The following is a 17284-nucleotide window of genomic DNA, read 5'->3' as shown; positions in this document are numbered from 1 at the left end:
TCGCGAAATGTTAAGTAGGAATGACGTATATCGCATGGCGGCTACGACTCACCCTGACGAGGCTGCGCCCGTCTGCCCCCTCTCTCCGACTGCGTCGCATAGAGGGGCTAAAAAATAAAAATTGGGGTTTTCCCTCTTTGCGGCGCAGCCGGAGAGAAGGTCGGCCAGCGCAGCGTAGCCGGGGTGAGTTGTAGCCCGCGTTTTAAGCCGATATTCATTTGATCCGAAACACATCATATTGGTTGAGGTAAGTTGCCCAACAAAACTATCGGATACTGATGAATAATTGTAGTTTTGGTTGCGACAAACAAGAGGTAAAATGCGACAATAGCAGCAGGTGTTTAGAAATGAATTTTATATATAACCGTACCTGTTCGATAGTTGTTTATTGTATGATTATCATGTTGTTTGCATGTTCGTGCGGTAAAAACAAAAGCACCGCTTCAACCGCTTTTTACTATTGGAAAACCAATTTTAAACTCGGTGCAGGGCAGGCAGCACTGATTAAACAAGTTGGCACCAACAAAATATACCTCCGCTTTTTTGATGTAAACTGGAATAAGGACCGGCACCACGCGTATCCAAACGCGGTGGTACAGTTTAACGATAACCTGGCGGGACTAAATATCACACCGGTTATCTACATCACCAACGGCACCTTCGAAAGCATGCCCGATACAGCCGTTGATAACCTGGCTGTAAATTGCAATAAACTGCTTGGTAGCCTTGTCGGCGAACAACATGTTAATTATAACAGCGTGCAGGTTGATTGCGACTGGACGCTGACCACCCGGCAACGGTATTTTAATTTTCTGCTGGCTTTTAAAAAGCTTAACCGGCATCAATTGCAGGCAACCATTAGGCTACACCAGGTAAAGTTTAAAGAGCGTACCGGCGTACCCCCTGTTGATAAGGGGGTGCTGATGTTTTACAATATGGGTAAACTGAACGCCAATTTGCGGCAGCCAAACTCTATTTACAATGATGCCGATGCCGAAAAATATGTACCCTATGTAACATCGTATCCACTAAAACTGGATGTGGCATTACCGCTGTTTTGGTGGGCCATCCACATCAGGGAGGGTAAAGTGATCCAGGTGTACGGTAAAATAGGGCACGAGCAGCTTGATAACCGGGATGATTTTGAAAAGATAGCCGGTACTGATAATTACCGCGCAAGGCATAGCTTTTTTTTAGCCGGTATCTATATCAAACAAAATGATATTTTTAAACTTGAAGAAACTACCGCTGCCGGTTTAAACACGGCGGCAAAGCAGCTGGTTAAATACCTGTCGCAGCAACTCAACAGAACAATCATCTATTATGAATTGGCCAACATCAACCTATCTGAATATCAGGCAGAAACTATCCGCCAGGTTTCTGATCGTTTTTAGTTTTTGTACGCTTGCCGTCGCCGGGGTAATCTGGGCTTGTGCCGATTCGGAGGAATGGGAGTACTCGGCTTTTACGCCAGAATTTTTTGTAAACAAGCAATACTCGCCGTTTTTTTATACCGGCAACGAGGTTTACTACGGATTGGGTTACGCAGGCGATAGCAATGGATGGTATAATGAAAAGGTAACCGATGAATGGTACCATCATTTTAACGGGCAGTTTGCCCGCAAATCGCTCAGGTTTTTGTTAACCACTGCAAGCCAGGGCATGATTGATACGGTTTACAAAAACTACATTGGTGCCTTGCATGCTTTACCTGCGGCATATCCCGATAGCAGTAAAGCCAGACCCGATAAAGCGCAGGTTACAGCGTTTTTTAAATACCTGCAGCTGGCCAAAAGCTGCGAAACATTTACCGTAAATACCACCAACGATTACGGATGGGAAAAAGTAAAGCCCTTACATGCACCTGCCAACCTCGAAAAATTGTTGACCAATGCTTTTCAGAAAGAAACGGATCCATTTATCAAATCGCGGTTGTGGTTTCAGTTGGTCAGGTATTATTATTTCAGGGGCGATGAAGCTGCCAATGCCAAATCGGTAGCGATATTTAATAAATATAAAGATGGGTTTGCAAAAGATTTAACCTATTACCGCGCCCTTGGTTATGTTGCAGGTTATTATTACCACCAAAAAAACTATGCCCTATCCAATTACCTGTATAGCCTGTGTTACAATTACTCGTACGAGTTAAAAATCCCCAGTTACTGGAGCTTTCATCCGCAGAATGAAACCGACTGGAAAGCTACGCTGCGGATGGCAAAAAACAAGGATGAGCAAATAACACTTTGGCAAATGCTGGGTATTGAATTTGACGAAGGCCGGGCGATGAAAGAGATTGTAGCGCTTGACCCAAAATCTGAAAAACTTGACTTGTTGCTAAGCCGGATGGTTAACAGCCAGGAAGCTGGCAGGCAAAACTGGAATTTTAAAACCCGTGATTCGGCCGCTAAAAGCCACTTTATTAATAAGCGGATGATAGAAGGTATTGCGCTTAAAAACAATACGGGCAAACCTTACTTTTGGAACCTGGCCGCGGGCTACATCAATTACATGGATAGCAACTACAAAGCTGCCGGTAAATTTTACGCTATTGCCAAAAAACAATTCCCGGCGGGCGACGCCAGTTTACAGGCGCAAAGCAAATTGCTGGATATATTGCTGATGGTAAAAAGGCTCGGGAAAATAGATGCTGTTACGGAGCAACAATTAACCGAGCCATTGAACTGGCTGGCCGCACCTACTGTAGGCAAGAGTGGATCGGCATTAAATAAATTGAGATATAGTGATGCCAAAGGAACGGTAATGCAGGCAATTGCGCGGATATATCACCGGCAAGGTAACCTGTTAAAGGAAGCCTGCTTTAACAATAACCATCGTATCTATCAGGACAGCGCACAGGTAGAAAACCTGGTTAAGCTGCTTGCCAAAGCCAGTAAAACGCCGTTTGAAAAGGTTATGACACGTTACTACCCTGTAACTTTAGATAACCTTTACTACCACCAGGCACTTAACCTGGTTTACCAGGAGCAAACAGGTAAAGCGATAGTGCTGCTTAAAAAAATGAAGCCCAGCGAATTTGTACTTTACGCTAACCCCTTCAACAGCCGCATAGTTGATTGCCACGATTGCGATGCAGCCGCGCCGCAAAAGCAGAAATTTACGCCTTTAACTTTTGTGCAAACACTGCAAAACCTGCAAGCCGAAATAAAGGCCGGCAAAAATATATACCGCAATGCCTGGCTGCTGGCCAATGCCTACTACAATATTACTTATTATGGCAATGGCCGGGCATTTTACCAGGCAGAAGATTTGGGTATCGACGCGTCAGGCACACCATTTGGTGATGCATCTGGTAACAGCGACGCACCAAATATAACCGGCGATAAATTTTATGATATGGCTATCGCCACCAAATATTACACCCTGGCGCTTAGCAATGCCGCAACCAACGAACAACGCGCCCGCTGCACCTTTATGCTGAGCAAGTGCGACCAGAATGATTTTTATAATGGTTTTGATACCAGCGTTTTCAGGGAACTGCCTGCCGATTCAATTGCCAGGTACCACAATAAATATTTCCCGCTGTTAAAAAACAACTACAGCAAAACGGCTTACTATAAAGAAGTGCTTAAGGAGTGCGGATATTTTAGAAGTTACCTGGGCGGGAAATAGCGTGGTAAAAGGAGGGCGCAACAAAAAGGGTATATCGTCATTTATTTTTTACCCCAATCTGCCAATGTCATCACCTCTGCCTGGCTAACAAAAACTTTTGTAGTCAGCACACAGTGCACTTCTTCATCTGCGTCGCCGCAGCAATCTGCCAATACCGTAATGCGGTAATCTTTATCGGCAGCTTCGCGCAGGGTTGATAGTACTACGCCGCTGGTATCAATGCCGGTTAATACAATATGTTGTATTTGCTGGGCCCTTAAAATCACTTCCAGATCGCTGCCGGTAAAGGCGCTCACACGGCGTTTTACCACAACAAGCTCGTTGGCTGCGGGCGTTAGGCGAGGGTGAACTTTTGTCATTTCGTTGGGGTTAACCCCTGAAAGGCGGTCTTTAGTGGCGCCAAATATTTTATTTTGCCGGCTAATTTCAGGGCCGCCTGCCCTGAAACCTACAACCACATAAATAACGGGTATTTGCACGGCGCGTGCATTGGCTATAGCGTTGGCCACATTGCCAAGCAGTGTTTCAGGATTGCCCAGGCGTGCTACCACGGGCAGCTGCATGTCCATCACTAAAAGAGCTGTATTATTTTGCATGTTTTACCGGGTTTAATTTGTTAAATGCTTCGGTTTGCTAAATCGATATTCTCAGCGGCATTACTTTATAAACAACGGTAAAATTAACTGATTGCGGCAGGATCGGCCCGGGACAAATGTCTCAAAATCGTTTTATCGCCCTGATCCGGCTAAGCGTTCGCCGGTTTATCCCCAGGTACGAGGCCAGGTTTGTGAGGGTGATACGCTGTAATATATGAGGCTGGTTTTTCTCGATATACCGGTAACGTTCTGCCGGCGAGTACATTTTGAAAAGGTTACTATGCGCATTTAAGTCAAGTAACATGCTGCTCAGCAACCGCCGGCCAAAAGCCATTATTTGGGAGTTGGCGTAGCATTGTTCTTCTAACTTTTTGCGGTTTAATACCCATATTTCGCTTTTCTCGCCTGCGGCGATGGTAAATTCCGACGGGATCCCTGCCTTGCCATTCCTATGATCGGATGTTACCGAACCTTCCAGGTGAAAGTAAATATTGATTTCAGCTCCTTCGGCGTTGCAGTAATATGTACGCAGGTGGCCGTGTTCTACAAAATAAAAGGCTGGGCAAACTTCGCCGGCCTTTAAAATGATATCACCTTTTTTAAGGTTCTTCTTCTCAAAATACCCTGCTATAAGGGGCACGGTTTCCGACGATTCGGGAAGCAGCAAATGGAGGTATTCGAGCAGTTTGGCATTACCCATTTTCAAAGATACAGAATAAGGTACCCGGCACCCTACTGTAATTTAAATAAAATAAGCAGCTTTAAGCTTTTGCATCCGGTTTTTAGTTTTTATATAGCCCTCCCCGACTACTCATTTTATCTCCGAAAAGCCGGGGATGCAGAAAGGTATCCAAAAGGTGGGCAAAGGGTATTCAAAAGGTACCGAAAGGATGTACTATGGGTGTCGGAGGGTATCGGCAGGTGAAGTTGGGTGATAGTTAATTCGTTCATTTTCAATTAATTATATATTTTTGGTTTTGTTTAATTTGTTATATGTTTGATTTTCAACGAGTTGAGGTGCTGTCTGTTTTGAGATAAAAAATGAAGGGTAGAAGTGGCAATTGCTAAATAAATTAGTAAGTCAGAAAATTTATCCACATATTTGTGTATACAATGCAAATTCCACCATTTGCACATTTGAAATTTAAAATCTGCACATCAAATCTCCATGGCCAAAACTAAAATTGCCTATTTCTGCCAAAGCTGCGGCTTCGAATCGCCCAAATGGTTGGGTAAATGCCCATCGTGCCAGCAATGGAACACTTTTGTTGAAGAAATTATAGAAAAAGGTAATACCAGCAATGCCGTACCAACCTGGAAGGTAACATCCAATACCCAGCAACGCGCCAACAAGCCCGTACAGGTAGCCGATATTACCTTTAACGAGGAGGATAGGGTACTTACCCCCGATAAAGAATTTAACCGCGTTTTGGGAGGCGGGATAGTGGCCGGCTCATTAGTGCTTATAGGAGGTGAGCCGGGCATAGGTAAATCGACCCTGATGCTGCAACTGGCGCTTAATATGCCCAACCTGAAGGTGTTGTATGTATCGGGCGAGGAAAGCGAAAGACAGATTAAGATGAGGGCAGAACGATTAACAGCCCCCCAGCCCCTTGGAGGGGGAGCAAAAAGGAATAGCTCGGCGATGGTTAATTCGGAGGCTCCCCCTTTAGGGGACGGGGGGGGCTCTTACATACTTTGTGAAACCTCCACCCAAAACATATTTAAGCAAATAGAGGCTCTGGAGCCCGATCTGGTGGTAATAGATTCTATCCAGACGCTGCACTCATCGCACATCGAATCGACGCCGGGGAGTGTATCACAGGTACGGGAGTGTACGGCCGAAATGCTGCGTTTTGCCAAAGAAACCTCTACGCCGGTGTTCCTGATAGGGCATATTACCAAGGACGGTGCGATTGCCGGCCCTAAAATACTGGAACACATGGTTGATACAGTGCTGCAGTTTGAAGGCGACAGGCACCATGTTTACCGCATTCTGCGTACGATAAAAAACCGTTTTGGCTCGGCATCTGAGCTGGGCATTTACGAAATGATGGGTGAAGGGCTGAGGGAGGTATCTAACCCCTCAGAAATCCTGCTATCGCACCGCGACGAACCCCTGAGCGGCATCACCATATCGGCCACTTTAGAGGGGATGAGGCCCATGCTGATAGAAACCCAGGCATTGGTAAGTGCATCTGCCTACGGTACTCCTCAGCGTACTGCAACAGGCTTTGATACCAAACGAATGAGCATGTTGCTGGCCGTATTAGAAAAACGATGCGGTTTCAGGCTGGCAGCTAAAGATGTATTCCTGAATATTACGGGCGGCATTAGGGTAGAAGACCCTGCGATTGACCTGGGCCTGGCTGCAGCCATTATATCGTCGCATGAAGATATGCCCATTCCCTTCAAAACATGCTTTGCAGGCGAAATTGGCCTATCTGGCGAGATTAGGGCAGTAAACCGTGTTGAGCAGCGTATTGCCGAAGCCCAAAAGCTGGGCTTTAACCAGATCTTTATCTCCAAGTACAACCTCCCATCCGGCGGGCAGGACAAAAAACGTATGGACTTATCCCGCTATGATATTGATATCAAAATAGTAAGCAGCATCGAAGAGGTATTTGGGCAATTGTTTGGATAGAGGTGAAAGGTGAAAGGTGAAGCCCGGTTGTTTCACCTTGTTGGGACATGCGCTAACGCAGCTACCTTTCACCTTTCGCCTTTATCCTTTCACCTACTATAAAGATGGCAATACAATTTTACGGATACGGTTATTGCCCGAATCTGCAATGTACAGGTTGCCGCTTGCATCGGCGGCTACGCCTTGTGGCGATGCAAAAAGTGCGTTTTTACCACTGCCTTCGGCAAAGCCGGCTGTGGCGCTAAGGCCTGCAAGTGGCAGTAATACTTTATCGGTGGTAATTTCAAAAATACGGCCTGTTTGGTCGGCTATAAAAAGGTTTCCTTTGGCATCAAATGTTAATGCCGATGGCGAACCGATAACCTGGTGTTTAGGATCGCCCAAATAAGTGCTAACTACACCAGCTGATGTTATTTTGCGGATTGAATAATTTAGCGCGTCGGCTACATAAATATTGCCTGATGCATCTATAGCAAGCCCCGATGGCTTGTTAAACGAAGCAGTGGTGGCAGTAGTGTTATCAACCCAGGCAGCTGTCCTGTTGCCGGCAAATGTGGTTACCACACCAGCCGCAGTAACCTTACGAACCAGGTTATTGCCCCTGTCGGCTACGTAAAGGTTACCCGAACCGTCAATCACCAGGCCGCGAGGGTTGTTAAATGAGGCCGCTGTGCCTGTTCCATCGTCATAACCTGCGCTGCCGCTACCCGCCAATGTGCTTACCACGCCTGCAGGCGTTATTTTCCGGATAACGTTATTGCTAAAATCGGCTACATATATATTGCCGGTCGCATCGGTTACCAAGCTTTGCGGAGCATAAAAACGGGCGTTGGCCAATGAGCCATCTACATATCCAATAGCTCCGTTACCGGTTAACGTGTTTACCGTTCCGCCGGTAGTAACAGTCCTGATGGCGCTGTTAAAAGCATCGGCTATATAAATAGTACCTGTACTGCCGATTGTGATACCTTGCGGACTATAAAAAGACGCTGCGGTTCCGTCCCCATCAATGAAGCCGGCACTACTGTTACCCACAAATGTGCTCACGGTGCCTACTTTCGATGTCAGATCGGCGCCGGTGGTAAACTCTACAACTTTGCCATAGCCGGTACCAACAGAATTGGTTGCATAGGCCCGTACATAATATTTGGTATTAACTTTTAAACCTTTCATTTTACTGGTATAGGTTAAATAGTTAACAGTATCGGCAGTTTTTGAATCGGCAGTAGTCGGGGTTGAATTTGTTGTGCTCCAGCATACGCCATAGGTTGATACGGCATAAGTAAGTGCTTCGGTAATAAAACCGCCGCTATGGGCACTGGTATCGGCCGCATCTTTAACCACATCAATGGTAGATATAACGGGCACTACGCCAGGAGTAGCATCATTGCTTTTAACACATCCTGTTTGGGTTAACGATATAGTAAACAGCGCTGCCGTAAACAGAATGGAATTAGTAAGATTTTTGTTCATTTGAAATAATATGAATTAATGGGCACGGTATTATCAGCTGTAAAAATAAACAACTTGGCAAAGCTTGTTACCTAAAACTAATATTTTAACATTCATTAACACTTAAATAAAGGCCGGCAGCAAATTGACTAAAAATAAATGAGTTTAAAGTGAATATAATACGGCTAATAACCACAAAATGTAACAGTGACAGGCCGGTAAACTAAGTATGCAACTTTTTGCAGGTTATGGTGTTAAGTAAAAACAAGCAATTGCTATGAAAGTATCCGTGTTACTCATTATGCTGCTAATGCCCGTAGTGGTATTTGCTCAAAAGCACATACCGCTACCCCATGGTATGGTTTACGGCCAAAAGCCAGATACCATGGCCATGATAACTGCCAATAAGCTGGAAGCCTTTATGGGTAAAAAAACACGGATAAGTACCACTGTTGAGGGCAAGATCATAAAAGTGACTAAAGAAAAAGGCGGCTTGTTTGATGTAGATGCAGGTGGCGGTAAAATAATTGAAGCCCATTTTAAAAATTACAACGTTACACTGCCAACCCAACTGGCTGGCCGTACCGTGATTATGGAAGGCGTGGCCGAAAAAATGTTTATTGCTGATGACCTGCAGCATTTGGCGGGCGATACGGTAAGCGGCAAAAAACAACACAAGATAAAAACAGACCCTAAACGACGGGTGACTTTTGAGGTAAAGGGCTTATTGATTGATAAGTGAGCCTTTAACAAACAACAAAGGCCCTTAACCGGGCCTTTCTCAATATATGATACATTGAAGTTGAATTAAAATTTGGCATTGCGGGTTAGCGCCGCGGGCTCAAGAAACAGGTCATGGCTTAAAAGTTCTTTAACTTTTTGTGCTACTTCGGCGCGGTTAACGGTGGCAGCATCGCGCCTGCATTTAAGATAATGTTCCCTTGCCACTTTTTCGGCCAAGTCGCCAAGGGTTTTTACTTTCAGTTCTTTACCAAACCTGCCTGCAAGGGCAAATCCCGAAAGGGCAATTGCCAGGCCAAAAGCAGCTACGATAGGCTGAAAGAAAAAGCCAGCCAGGGATGCTGCCAGTATGAATGCAAAAGCGGCAATTACACCTTGTTTGGGTTGCAATAAATTAAGCTGAAAGCCCATTTCCCGTTCAATCTCATTAATAACTACAATACGGTTATCGCGCGGAAAAATGTCTTCGAGCCGGGTTTGGGGTTTTACCAATTCCCTTGGAGCGGTAATGGTACAGTTAATGGCATTCCTGATTTTGTAAAATGCTTGCTGGGTGGTACAGCTTTCGTTGTTTACATGTTTTATCTTTTCAACAACAATATCGCAAAGTTTACCAAAGGTTTTTACATCCCGCACAGATGTATCTTCGAAACTAATATTAAATGATCTTTCAATTTTTACAAGAACGTCACCTAAATCCTCAGGGTCAACATTATTAAGATTGAACGCCTGGTTATTATTCAAATTAACTTTCAAAGTATAGCAACTAAATTTAACCATAATTTCCCTGCCCCCTAAGCGACAGAGAAATTCTATAAGCTTTTAAACCACTTTTTAGTCATAAGTACTTAACTGGTAGTCATAAGTGTTCCGTCTTTTTCGATTTAGAACTCAAAACTTCCGACTAAAGACTACAAACTACCGGCTCAGGTACATCGATTTCTCTTTGTACAGATGCCTGAAGTATGGGTCCTGCAGGTTAGGAATAAAGCGGATAGCCTCGCCTGTCGATTTCATTTCAGGGCCTAATTCTTTATTCACTTCAGGGAATTTATCAAATGAGAACACCGGTTCTTTGATGGCATAGCCCCAAAGCTTGCGTTCGATGGTAAAGTCTTTTAATTTGGCAACACCCAGCATTACTTTTGCCGCTATGTTGATGTATGGCACATCATAAGCTTTGGCTATAAAAGGCACAGTACGTGATGCCCGTGGGTTGGCCTCTATTACAAACACCTGGTCGTTTTTAACCGCGAACTGGATGTTAAGCAAGCCGCGAACGTTTAGTGCTTTGGCAATTTTAACCGTGTATTCTTCCATCTGGCTGATTACGTTATCCGACAAATCAAAAGGCGGCAATACTGCGAATGAATCGCCCGAGTGGATACCTGCCGGCTCAATGTGTTCCATTAAACCCACAATATGTACATCGTCGCCATCGCTTATTGAGTCGGATTCGGCCTCGGCGGCACGATCAAGGAAGTGGTCAATCAGTACGCGGTTACCGGGCAGATTTTTAAGCAGGCCGACAACGGCTTTCTCCAAATCCTCATCGTTAATAACAATACTCATGCCCTGGCCGCCTAATACATAGCTCGGGCGAACAAGTACCGGGTAACCAACGTGGTGTGCAACTTCAAGGGCTTCTTCAGCGCTTTCGGCAACGCCATATTTAGGGTAAGGGATATTCAGTTCTTTCAACAAATCGCTAAAACGGCCGCGGTCTTCGGCTACGTCCATATCGTTGAACGAAGTGCCAATGATTTTAATGCCATGCTCATGCATTTTCTCGGCCATTTTTAAAGCCGTTTGGCCACCAAGCTGAACGATTACACCGTAAGGTTTCTCCAGTTCGATGATCTCGCGCACGTGCTCCCAATAAACCGGCTCAAAGTATAGCTTATCGGCCATGTTAAAGTCGGTTGATACCGTTTCGGGGTTACAGTTAACCATAATGGCTTCAAAGCCCGATTCTTTTGCGGCCAATAATCCGTGCACACAGCTGTAATCAAACTCGATACCCTGGCCAATACGGTTAGGCCCCGATCCTAAAACGATGATCTTCTTTTTATCTGACGAGACAGATTCGTTTTCGCCTTCGTAAGTAGAGTAGTAATAAGGTGTTTTTGCAGGGAACTCTGCCGCGCAGGTGTCAACCATTTTGTAAACGCGCTTAATGCCCAGGGCTTTGCGGCGCTGGTAAACATCCTCTTCAGTAACGTTACCTAAAATGTAAGCTATTTGCGTATCCGAGAATCCTTTTTGTTTTAGGGTGAACAGGAAGTCTTCGGGAATATTATTCAGTGAGTAACGGCGCAGCTCGTTCTCTAAGTTAACCACATCCATAATCTGGTTTAGGAACCAGCGATCGATCTTGGTAACTTTACGCACCGATTCTATTGGTACGCCAAGGCTCAAAGCATCGTAAATGTGGAATAACCTGTCCCAGCTTGGGTGCTCCAGGCTGTACATAATCTCTTCCAGGTTGCGGCTTTGGCGGCCATCGGCACCTAAACCTGCCCGGCCTATCTCTAAACTCTGACAGGCTTTTTGCAGTGCTTCAATAAAGCTGCGGCCAATGCCCATAACTTCGCCTACCGATTTCATTTGCAGGCCAAGCTCGCGGTTGGCGCCTTTGAATTTATCAAAGTTCCAGCGTGGTATTTTAACAATCACGTAATCCAAAGTAGGCTCAAAATAAGCCGAAGTTGTTTTGGTGATCTGGTTTTCTATTTCATCAAGGTTATAACCTATGGCCAGCTTAGCAGCAATTTTAGCAATCGGGTAACCAGTTGCTTTTGATGCCAGTGCCGAAGAGCGCGATACCCGTGGGTTAATTTCAATGGCGATGATGGCTTCATCGGCCGGGTTAACCGAGAACTGTACGTTACAGCCACCCGCGAAGTTACCAATGGCGCGCATCATGCGGATGGCCTGGTTGCGCATATCTTGGTAGCAGCGGTCACTCAGGGTCATGGCCGGGGCTACGGTTATCGAGTCGCCGGTATGGATACCCATCGGGTCGAAGTTTTCGATAGAGCAGATGATAATTACGTTGTCGTTATTATCTCGCAACAACTCTAATTCGTATTCTTTCCAACCTATAACGGCTTGTTCAACCAAAACCTCGTGGGTAGGCGATGCCTGTAGGCCTTTGCTTAATGCAGCATCAAAATCTTCTTTTTTGTGTACAAAGCCGGCACCTTTACCGCCAAGCGTATAGCTTGGGCGGATAACCAGCGGGAAACCAATTTCCTGCGCGGCTTCTTTACCTTCCAGAAATGAGTTGGCAATTTTTGATTTGGCTACGCCTACACCAATATCAACCATCAATTGGCGAAACGCTTCGCGGTTTTCGGTTTTTTCGATGGCTGCTATATCAACACCAACAATTTTTACACCGTATTTTTTCCAGATACCTTGCTCATCAGCTTCGATACAAAGGTTAAGCGCTGTTTGGCCACCCATGGTAGGCAGTACCGCGTCAATTTGCCGCTCGTTAAGTATCTGCTCGATACTTGCGCAGGTTAGGGGCAGCAGGTAAACATGATCGCCAATAACCTTATCCGTCATGATAGTGGCGGGGTTGCTGTTGATAATGGAAACGGTGATGCCTTCGTCTTTAAGGGAAAGGGCGGCTTGCGAGCCGGCGTAATCAAATTCGCAGGCCTGGCCAATAATGATGGGGCCAGAGCCGATGATCAGAACGGATTTGATGGAATTATCTTTGGGCATAGGGCTTTTTTTTAAATCAAAAGTTCTAAGTCAAAAGTTACCGGCTTTTTGCAGGCCAGTAAACGATTTTTCCTATGCACTGAAGGCGAGAAATCCCGACCTCAGTGTCGGGGTGCAAAGATAGAGTTTTGAAGCACACAATTAATCTTTTTTTTGAATTAATATTTATATTTTATGTACGTCCTTAAATTTTAGCATTTCGGTGAGTTTTAGCTCCTTGTCGGTATCAAATCCGCATGATGTTGTAAAGTTTTGCGGATTGATGTACGTACCAAATAACATATCCCACCAAACAATATCGCCATAATTATTGCTGTGTTTTTCGTACTCGTGATGGATACGGTGCATCTCGGGTCGCTGGAAAATGTAACCTATCCATTTTGGAGTTTTAATATTGGTGTGATAGAAAAATTCGCCCAAAGCGGTACACAAAGTATATATAGCTCCTGCCTCGGGGCTTAAGCCAAGCAGCGTGTACGCCAGTAAACTGCCTATTACTGAGTTCACAGTCATCTCCAGGGGATGTTTATAAAACGACGTTATCACTTCAATACGCTGGGCGCTATGGTGTATCTGGTGAAAATGCCTCCATAAAAAGTCACTCTGATGGCGCCACCTGTGCCACCAATAAAATATAAAAGTTGCTATAAAATACGCCACCACTCCGCCAAGCCAATTGGGCATATGGTGCGACAGGAAGAATAGAGAATAGCCTGACAGCCATTTTTCCCAGCTATAACCGGCAATAACTACAATAAGTAACTGAACAAAATTAATAGCAAGCACCCTGATGGTCCAGGTAGGTACCTGGGGGAGTTTCCACCCGGGTGAAAGCTTTTCAATAATGAAACAAACTGCGAAACAAGCTAAGATGATATAAAGCATAATTTTATGTTTTTGATTAAATCAAATCTCGGTGCCAAACAGGTCAATAAGTTTTGACTTATATCAAAAAACGTTACCCTTTAGCTCTTATCCTGCTTAAGGTTTCTTGTTTAATACTTAAAAATGATGCTATTTGCCCCAGAGATGCCTTCTGAAGAATGTCGGGATAGGAGGATAACAGGTTTTCATAGCGCTGCTTTGCGGTAAGTGTTTGCAGGTTAATGGCGCGCTCTTCGCTGCGGATATAGTATTGCTCGGTAATTAGCCGGCCGGTTAAATTAAACTCCGGATGATTTTTATAAATATTTTGAAGTTGATCCCAATTGATGGACTGCAATACGCTATCTTCCAACACCTGGATATTTTCGAACGATGGCTTCCTGGAGAAGAAACTATAAACCGATACTATAATTTCACCTTTGCCCATAAACCAGCTGGTAAATTCGCTGCCCCCTTTGTGGTAGTAGGCTCTGGTAAAGCCTTGTTTTACAAAATAAATCCGTTGCGACACCTGTCCTGCTTTTAACAGGATTGATTTCTTAGCATAATGGTCTTCAACCAGATATGACTCAAGTTGGCTTTTTATCTGGGGTGTTAGGATATTTATATTATTAAGTACTTGCAATAAACCATTTGTTTCCATAAAATCTTAATATATTTATACAAGGTATAAATTACCTATAAAACCAATTAAACTTGTAATTGTAGTAATGTACAATTACCTTACAGCGATAAATTATGATGAAGAAACATACATTTTTTCTGTTTGCCGCTATTTTCCTGCTCGGGAGCTGTGGTATGCTGCAGTCAATCATGAAATCTACCTTTCCTTATACGGCTAACCTGGTAATTCCGGCATCGTCATCGGTCGATCAGCCACATACCGCCATAAGTACGGCTAACAGCTTCGACCAGGATTTTACCAAAGATGGCAATAATGCAAACCGGATAAGTGAAGTTCGTATTATATCGGCAAAGCTACAATCAAAAAACCCATCGGATTATAACATTGGTAATATTGCTGCATTAAGGATTTATATGGCCAAGGCTGATGGTAGTGATGAGGTGCTGGTTGCCATTCGTAAAGATATTACTGCCAATGTTGGTAATAGTGTTGTGCTGGACATAGACAATTCGCATTTTTTAGACGAAATTGTAAGGGAGCCAAGCGCGCGCATCAGGATGGTTTACCTGCTACGTAAAGCAGTTAGCACCGATGTGGAACTCAAGGTATCGTTAAGCATAGGCGCCGAGCCAAGGGAGCGATAGTTATTATTACTTTCCGCTTAAAGCGAAATTGACAGGAACAGAGAAATATACCCTTACAGGCGAACCCATAGAAGTTCCCGGAATCCATTTTGGTGAGTTTTTAAGTACCCTGGTGGCTTCTTCGTCTAATATGGGAGCAACTGATTTGGATACTTTAATATCGGTTAACTTTCCGTCTTTTTCTACCACGAACGATAATATTACCTGGCCTTGAATATTTCTTTCACGTGCGAAGTCCGGGTATTGTATATGATTTGAGAGGTATCGCCCAAAACCCTCAACGCCGCCTCTGAATTGCGGCATAACGTCTCTTGCCTGGGCATATGTGGTAATTTTTCCGTCGCTGGTTGTAGCGGTGCCGCTTATAAGTTTTCCATTATCATAGGTTTCTGTAAATGTGGTATGAATGTTTTTAAACTCCCCCTTCCACAGGCCATCTCTTTTTCCGTTTTTTACATTACCTTCTTCGTTAATGTATTTAAACTTATCATCATAGCCTTTGTAATAGCCATTACCGTCGGTAACCTGCGGGTTTCCCAGCGAATCAAGGTTGGCGGTTATCAGGTAATCATCCCTGATTTCATCACGTAAGGCGCTGTTTTCGGGGTAAGATAGTTGCTGGTATAGCTTGCCATTGGGATAAAAGTTTGTTTCATCGTCAACTTTTGATCCGTTTTTGTAATTACTTACCCGTTGTCTGAAACCGTTTGCGTAATAGCTTACGCACGGGCCTGTGAATTTGGGCGGATCAATAGTCACAGATTTACCAATCAGCTTTTTTTTGCCGTTAACATAAAATTCAAATACATTGTAATACACCGATCCGCTATCTGGCTCCCGTACTATCCTGATATAGTCGGCACTGTCGCGTACATCGACATATTTGCCGTTATATTTTAAAAAATAAACATTCTGGCGCTGGGCAAGGCAAAACGATGCCACAAGAAGAAAGGTAAAGGTTAAAAGTGATTTCATTAAAAAAGCAAGTGCGTTAAACCGGCACTAATTTACTTTATTAATTTATTATCGGCATCAGGAAATACCAATATCGGTTCATATTTTCTCGCTTCGTCGCGCTCCATATAGGCGTATGACATAATGATAACCACATCGCCAACCTGCGCCAGCCTGGCGGTGGCACCATTTAAGCAAACTGTGCCGCTGCCGCGTTCGCCTTTTATCACATAGGTTTCAAAACGGGCGCCGTTGTTGTTATTCACTATCTGAACTTTTTCGTTCGGGATAATATCGGCTGCTTCAATCAGGTCTTCGTCAATTGTAATACTGCCCACATAATTCAGCTCCGCCTGAGTAACCTTCACCCTGTGAATTTTGGACTTCAATATTTCAATAATCATGGCGCAAAGTTATAAACTTTTTTGTTCATGGGTCATAGTTGATAGTGCATGGCCAAAAAGATTACAATTAATTCATAGTCAGTACCTAATAAACAGCCTGTACCATGAACGATTAACTAAAGCATCAACATATTATCTATCAATCTTGTTTTACCTGCACGGGCTGCCACCAGGGCAACTACAGTTTTTGTGTCTGAATTGGCCGGAAGCAAGGTGTCGCCATCTACAATTTCAAAATATTCGAGGTTTATGCCTGGCTCGGCTTTTATCATCTGTTCGGCCTGCTGCTGAAGCTGGGGGATATTTTCTTTACCGAAATTACTTTTAACCCAGGTTAATGTTTTTGATAATATGAGGGCGTGTTGTCTGTCGCTAACAGTTAAATGAATGTTTCTCGAACTCATGGCCAGTCCGTCGGCATCGCGTAAAATAGGGCACATTACCAGCTTTACGGGCATGTTTAATAAACTAACCATTTTACTGATTACCATAAACTGCTGGTAATCTTTTTGGCCAAAAAAGGCGATGTCGGGCTTCACGATGTTAAACAGTTTATTTACCACCTGCATTACGCCCTGGTAATGCCCGGGGCGAAATTTGCCTTCCAGCAAATGCTCCAGGCTACCTATGTCTAAATGCCATTTCTCATTATCATCATACATCTCATCAACCGCCGGGTTAAACAAAATATCGCAGCCGGCCTGCTCCAGCATGGCTATATCGGCAGCAATGGGGCGGGGGTATTTTTCAAGGTCTTTGGGGTCGTTAAACTGGGTAGGGTTTACAAAAATACTGCAAACCACTTCGGTGCTAATTTGCTGAGCCTGTTTAATTAACGATATATGGCCGTTATGCAGCGCACCCATTGTAGGTACAAAGCCAACGGTTTTGTTGGCTTTATTGGCAAAGTGCTGGGTTACCTGTTGCCTGGTAGTAAATATCTTCAATGCTTTTGAATTACAAAATTTGGTAAA

The 17284-nt window shown here is 44.2% G+C and carries 15 protein-coding genes; 5 read left to right on the top strand and 10 right to left on the bottom strand.

Features of this window, described 5'->3' with window-relative positions:
• Window positions 1-401: 401 nt before the first annotated feature.
• Window positions 402-1394 carry a hypothetical protein gene (locus ACFGVS_RS18635; RefSeq protein WP_439695108.1) on the top strand — a complete coding sequence of 331 codons (993 nt, stop codon included), beginning with the start codon at window positions 402-404 and terminating at the stop codon, window positions 1392-1394.
• Complete coding sequence (locus ACFGVS_RS18630) at window positions 1324-3630, top strand: hypothetical protein (protein ID WP_439695107.1); 2307 nt, start codon at window positions 1324-1326, stop codon at window positions 3628-3630. Before ACFGVS_RS18635 ends, ACFGVS_RS18630 begins: the two co-directional genes overlap by 71 nt.
• A gap of 41 nt (window positions 3631-3671) precedes the next feature.
• Here the strand turns inward: ACFGVS_RS18630 and ACFGVS_RS18625 are convergent, their stop codons facing one another.
• Both ACFGVS_RS18625 and ACFGVS_RS18620 read right to left on the bottom strand, forming a co-directional pair.
• The gene (locus ACFGVS_RS18625) at window positions 3672-4226 is read right to left on the bottom strand and encodes an isochorismatase family cysteine hydrolase (protein WP_439695106.1); all 555 of its coding nucleotides are present in this window, start codon (window positions 4224-4226) and stop codon (window positions 3672-3674) included.
• 121 nt (window positions 4227-4347) lie between these two features.
• Window positions 4348-4926 (bottom strand): Crp/Fnr family transcriptional regulator, encoded by a 579-nt coding sequence (locus ACFGVS_RS18620; protein ID WP_439695105.1) that lies wholly within the window; start codon window positions 4924-4926, stop codon window positions 4348-4350.
• A 468-nt stretch (window positions 4927-5394) separates the two neighbouring features.
• Between ACFGVS_RS18620 and radA the strand changes: the two genes are divergently transcribed.
• A complete protein-coding gene (radA, locus tag ACFGVS_RS18615; protein ID WP_090651599.1) occupies window positions 5395-6870 on the top strand; it encodes a DNA repair protein RadA in 1476 nt (491 codons plus the stop codon).
• Window positions 6871-6966: 96 nt separating this feature from the next.
• On the opposite strand, the gene ACFGVS_RS18610 is transcribed toward radA, so the two are convergent.
• Window positions 6967-8343 (bottom strand): NHL repeat-containing protein, encoded by a 1377-nt coding sequence (locus tag ACFGVS_RS18610; protein WP_439695104.1) that lies wholly within the window; start codon window positions 8341-8343, stop codon window positions 6967-6969.
• Between the two features lie 256 nt (window positions 8344-8599).
• On the opposite strand from ACFGVS_RS18610, the gene ACFGVS_RS18605 reads away from it, so the two are divergent.
• Window positions 8600-9064, top strand: a complete 465-nt coding sequence (locus ACFGVS_RS18605; protein WP_439695103.1) for a DUF4920 domain-containing protein — start codon at window positions 8600-8602, stop codon at window positions 9062-9064.
• Between the two features lie 65 nt (window positions 9065-9129).
• Here ACFGVS_RS18605 and ACFGVS_RS18600 read toward each other — a convergent pair whose 3' ends face one another.
• The 4 genes from ACFGVS_RS18600 to ACFGVS_RS18585 form a co-directional block, all read right to left on the bottom strand.
• A complete protein-coding gene (locus tag ACFGVS_RS18600; RefSeq protein ID WP_439695102.1) occupies window positions 9130-9819 on the bottom strand; it encodes a hypothetical protein in 690 nt (229 codons plus the stop codon).
• 162 nt (window positions 9820-9981) lie between these two features.
• Entirely contained in the window at window positions 9982-12798 is a 2817-nt protein-coding gene (gene carB, locus ACFGVS_RS18595) for a carbamoyl-phosphate synthase large subunit (protein ID WP_439695101.1), read from the bottom strand.
• A gap of 165 nt (window positions 12799-12963) precedes the next feature.
• Window positions 12964-13683 (bottom strand): sterol desaturase family protein, encoded by a 720-nt coding sequence (locus ACFGVS_RS18590; protein WP_090651603.1) that lies wholly within the window; start codon window positions 13681-13683, stop codon window positions 12964-12966.
• A gap of 73 nt (window positions 13684-13756) precedes the next feature.
• Complete coding sequence (locus ACFGVS_RS18585) at window positions 13757-14326, bottom strand: Crp/Fnr family transcriptional regulator (protein WP_090651604.1); 570 nt, start codon at window positions 14324-14326, stop codon at window positions 13757-13759.
• Window positions 14327-14421: 95 nt separating this feature from the next.
• On the opposite strand from ACFGVS_RS18585, the gene ACFGVS_RS18580 reads away from it, so the two are divergent.
• Window positions 14422-14952, top strand: a complete 531-nt coding sequence (locus ACFGVS_RS18580; protein WP_274210625.1) for a hypothetical protein — start codon at window positions 14422-14424, stop codon at window positions 14950-14952.
• A gap of 6 nt (window positions 14953-14958) precedes the next feature.
• On the opposite strand, the gene ACFGVS_RS18575 is transcribed toward ACFGVS_RS18580, so the two are convergent.
• From ACFGVS_RS18575 to panC, 3 genes are all read right to left on the bottom strand, one after another.
• Window positions 14959-15927: an energy transducer TonB gene (locus ACFGVS_RS18575; RefSeq protein ID WP_090651606.1), complete on the bottom strand. Its 969-nt coding sequence runs from the start codon at window positions 15925-15927 to the stop codon at window positions 14959-14961.
• A 32-nt stretch (window positions 15928-15959) separates the two neighbouring features.
• Window positions 15960-16310, bottom strand: a complete 351-nt coding sequence (gene panD / locus ACFGVS_RS18570; RefSeq protein ID WP_090651607.1) for an aspartate 1-decarboxylase — start codon at window positions 16308-16310, stop codon at window positions 15960-15962.
• A 116-nt stretch (window positions 16311-16426) separates the two neighbouring features.
• Entirely contained in the window at window positions 16427-17257 is an 831-nt protein-coding gene (gene panC, locus ACFGVS_RS18565) for a pantoate--beta-alanine ligase (protein WP_439695100.1), read from the bottom strand.
• Window positions 17258-17284 lie beyond the last annotated feature (27 nt).

The organism is Mucilaginibacter sediminis, assembly GCF_051903035.1.
GTDB lineage: Bacteria > Bacteroidota > Bacteroidia > Sphingobacteriales > Sphingobacteriaceae > Mucilaginibacter.
The sequence above is the reverse complement of the archived record's forward strand: the minus strand, read 5'-3'. Positions and strand labels throughout refer to the sequence as shown.

Bases quoted from the DNA above. Each gene is read 5' to 3' on its own strand.
- ACFGVS_RS18620 (WP_439695105.1), bottom strand. From the start codon at position 4,926: ATGGGTAATGCCAAACTGCTCGAATACCTCCATTTGCTGCTTCCCGAA.
- panD (WP_090651607.1), bottom strand. From the start codon at position 16,310: ATGATTATTGAAATATTGAAGTCCAAAATTCACAGGGTGAAGGTTACT.
- ACFGVS_RS18605 (WP_439695103.1), top strand. From the start codon at position 8,600: ATGAAAGTATCCGTGTTACTCATTATGCTGCTAATGCCCGTAGTGGTA.
- ACFGVS_RS18585 (WP_090651604.1), bottom strand. From the start codon at position 14,326: ATGGAAACAAATGGTTTATTGCAAGTACTTAATAATATAAATATCCTA.
- ACFGVS_RS18580 (WP_274210625.1), top strand. From the start codon at position 14,422: ATGATGAAGAAACATACATTTTTTCTGTTTGCCGCTATTTTCCTGCTC.
- ACFGVS_RS18625 (WP_439695106.1), bottom strand. From the start codon at position 4,226: ATGCAAAATAATACAGCTCTTTTAGTGATGGACATGCAGCTGCCCGTG.
- ACFGVS_RS18630 (WP_439695107.1), top strand. From the start codon at position 1,324: ATGAATTGGCCAACATCAACCTATCTGAATATCAGGCAGAAACTATCC.
- ACFGVS_RS18610 (WP_439695104.1), bottom strand. From the start codon at position 8,343: ATGAACAAAAATCTTACTAATTCCATTCTGTTTACGGCAGCGCTGTTT.
- radA (WP_090651599.1), top strand. From the start codon at position 5,395: ATGGCCAAAACTAAAATTGCCTATTTCTGCCAAAGCTGCGGCTTCGAA.
- ACFGVS_RS18590 (WP_090651603.1), bottom strand. From the start codon at position 13,683: ATGCTTTATATCATCTTAGCTTGTTTCGCAGTTTGTTTCATTATTGAA.
- carB (WP_439695101.1), bottom strand. From the start codon at position 12,798: ATGCCCAAAGATAATTCCATCAAATCCGTTCTGATCATCGGCTCTGGC.
- ACFGVS_RS18635 (WP_439695108.1), top strand. From the start codon at position 402: ATGTTGTTTGCATGTTCGTGCGGTAAAAACAAAAGCACCGCTTCAACC.
- ACFGVS_RS18575 (WP_090651606.1), bottom strand. From the start codon at position 15,927: ATGAAATCACTTTTAACCTTTACCTTTCTTCTTGTGGCATCGTTTTGC.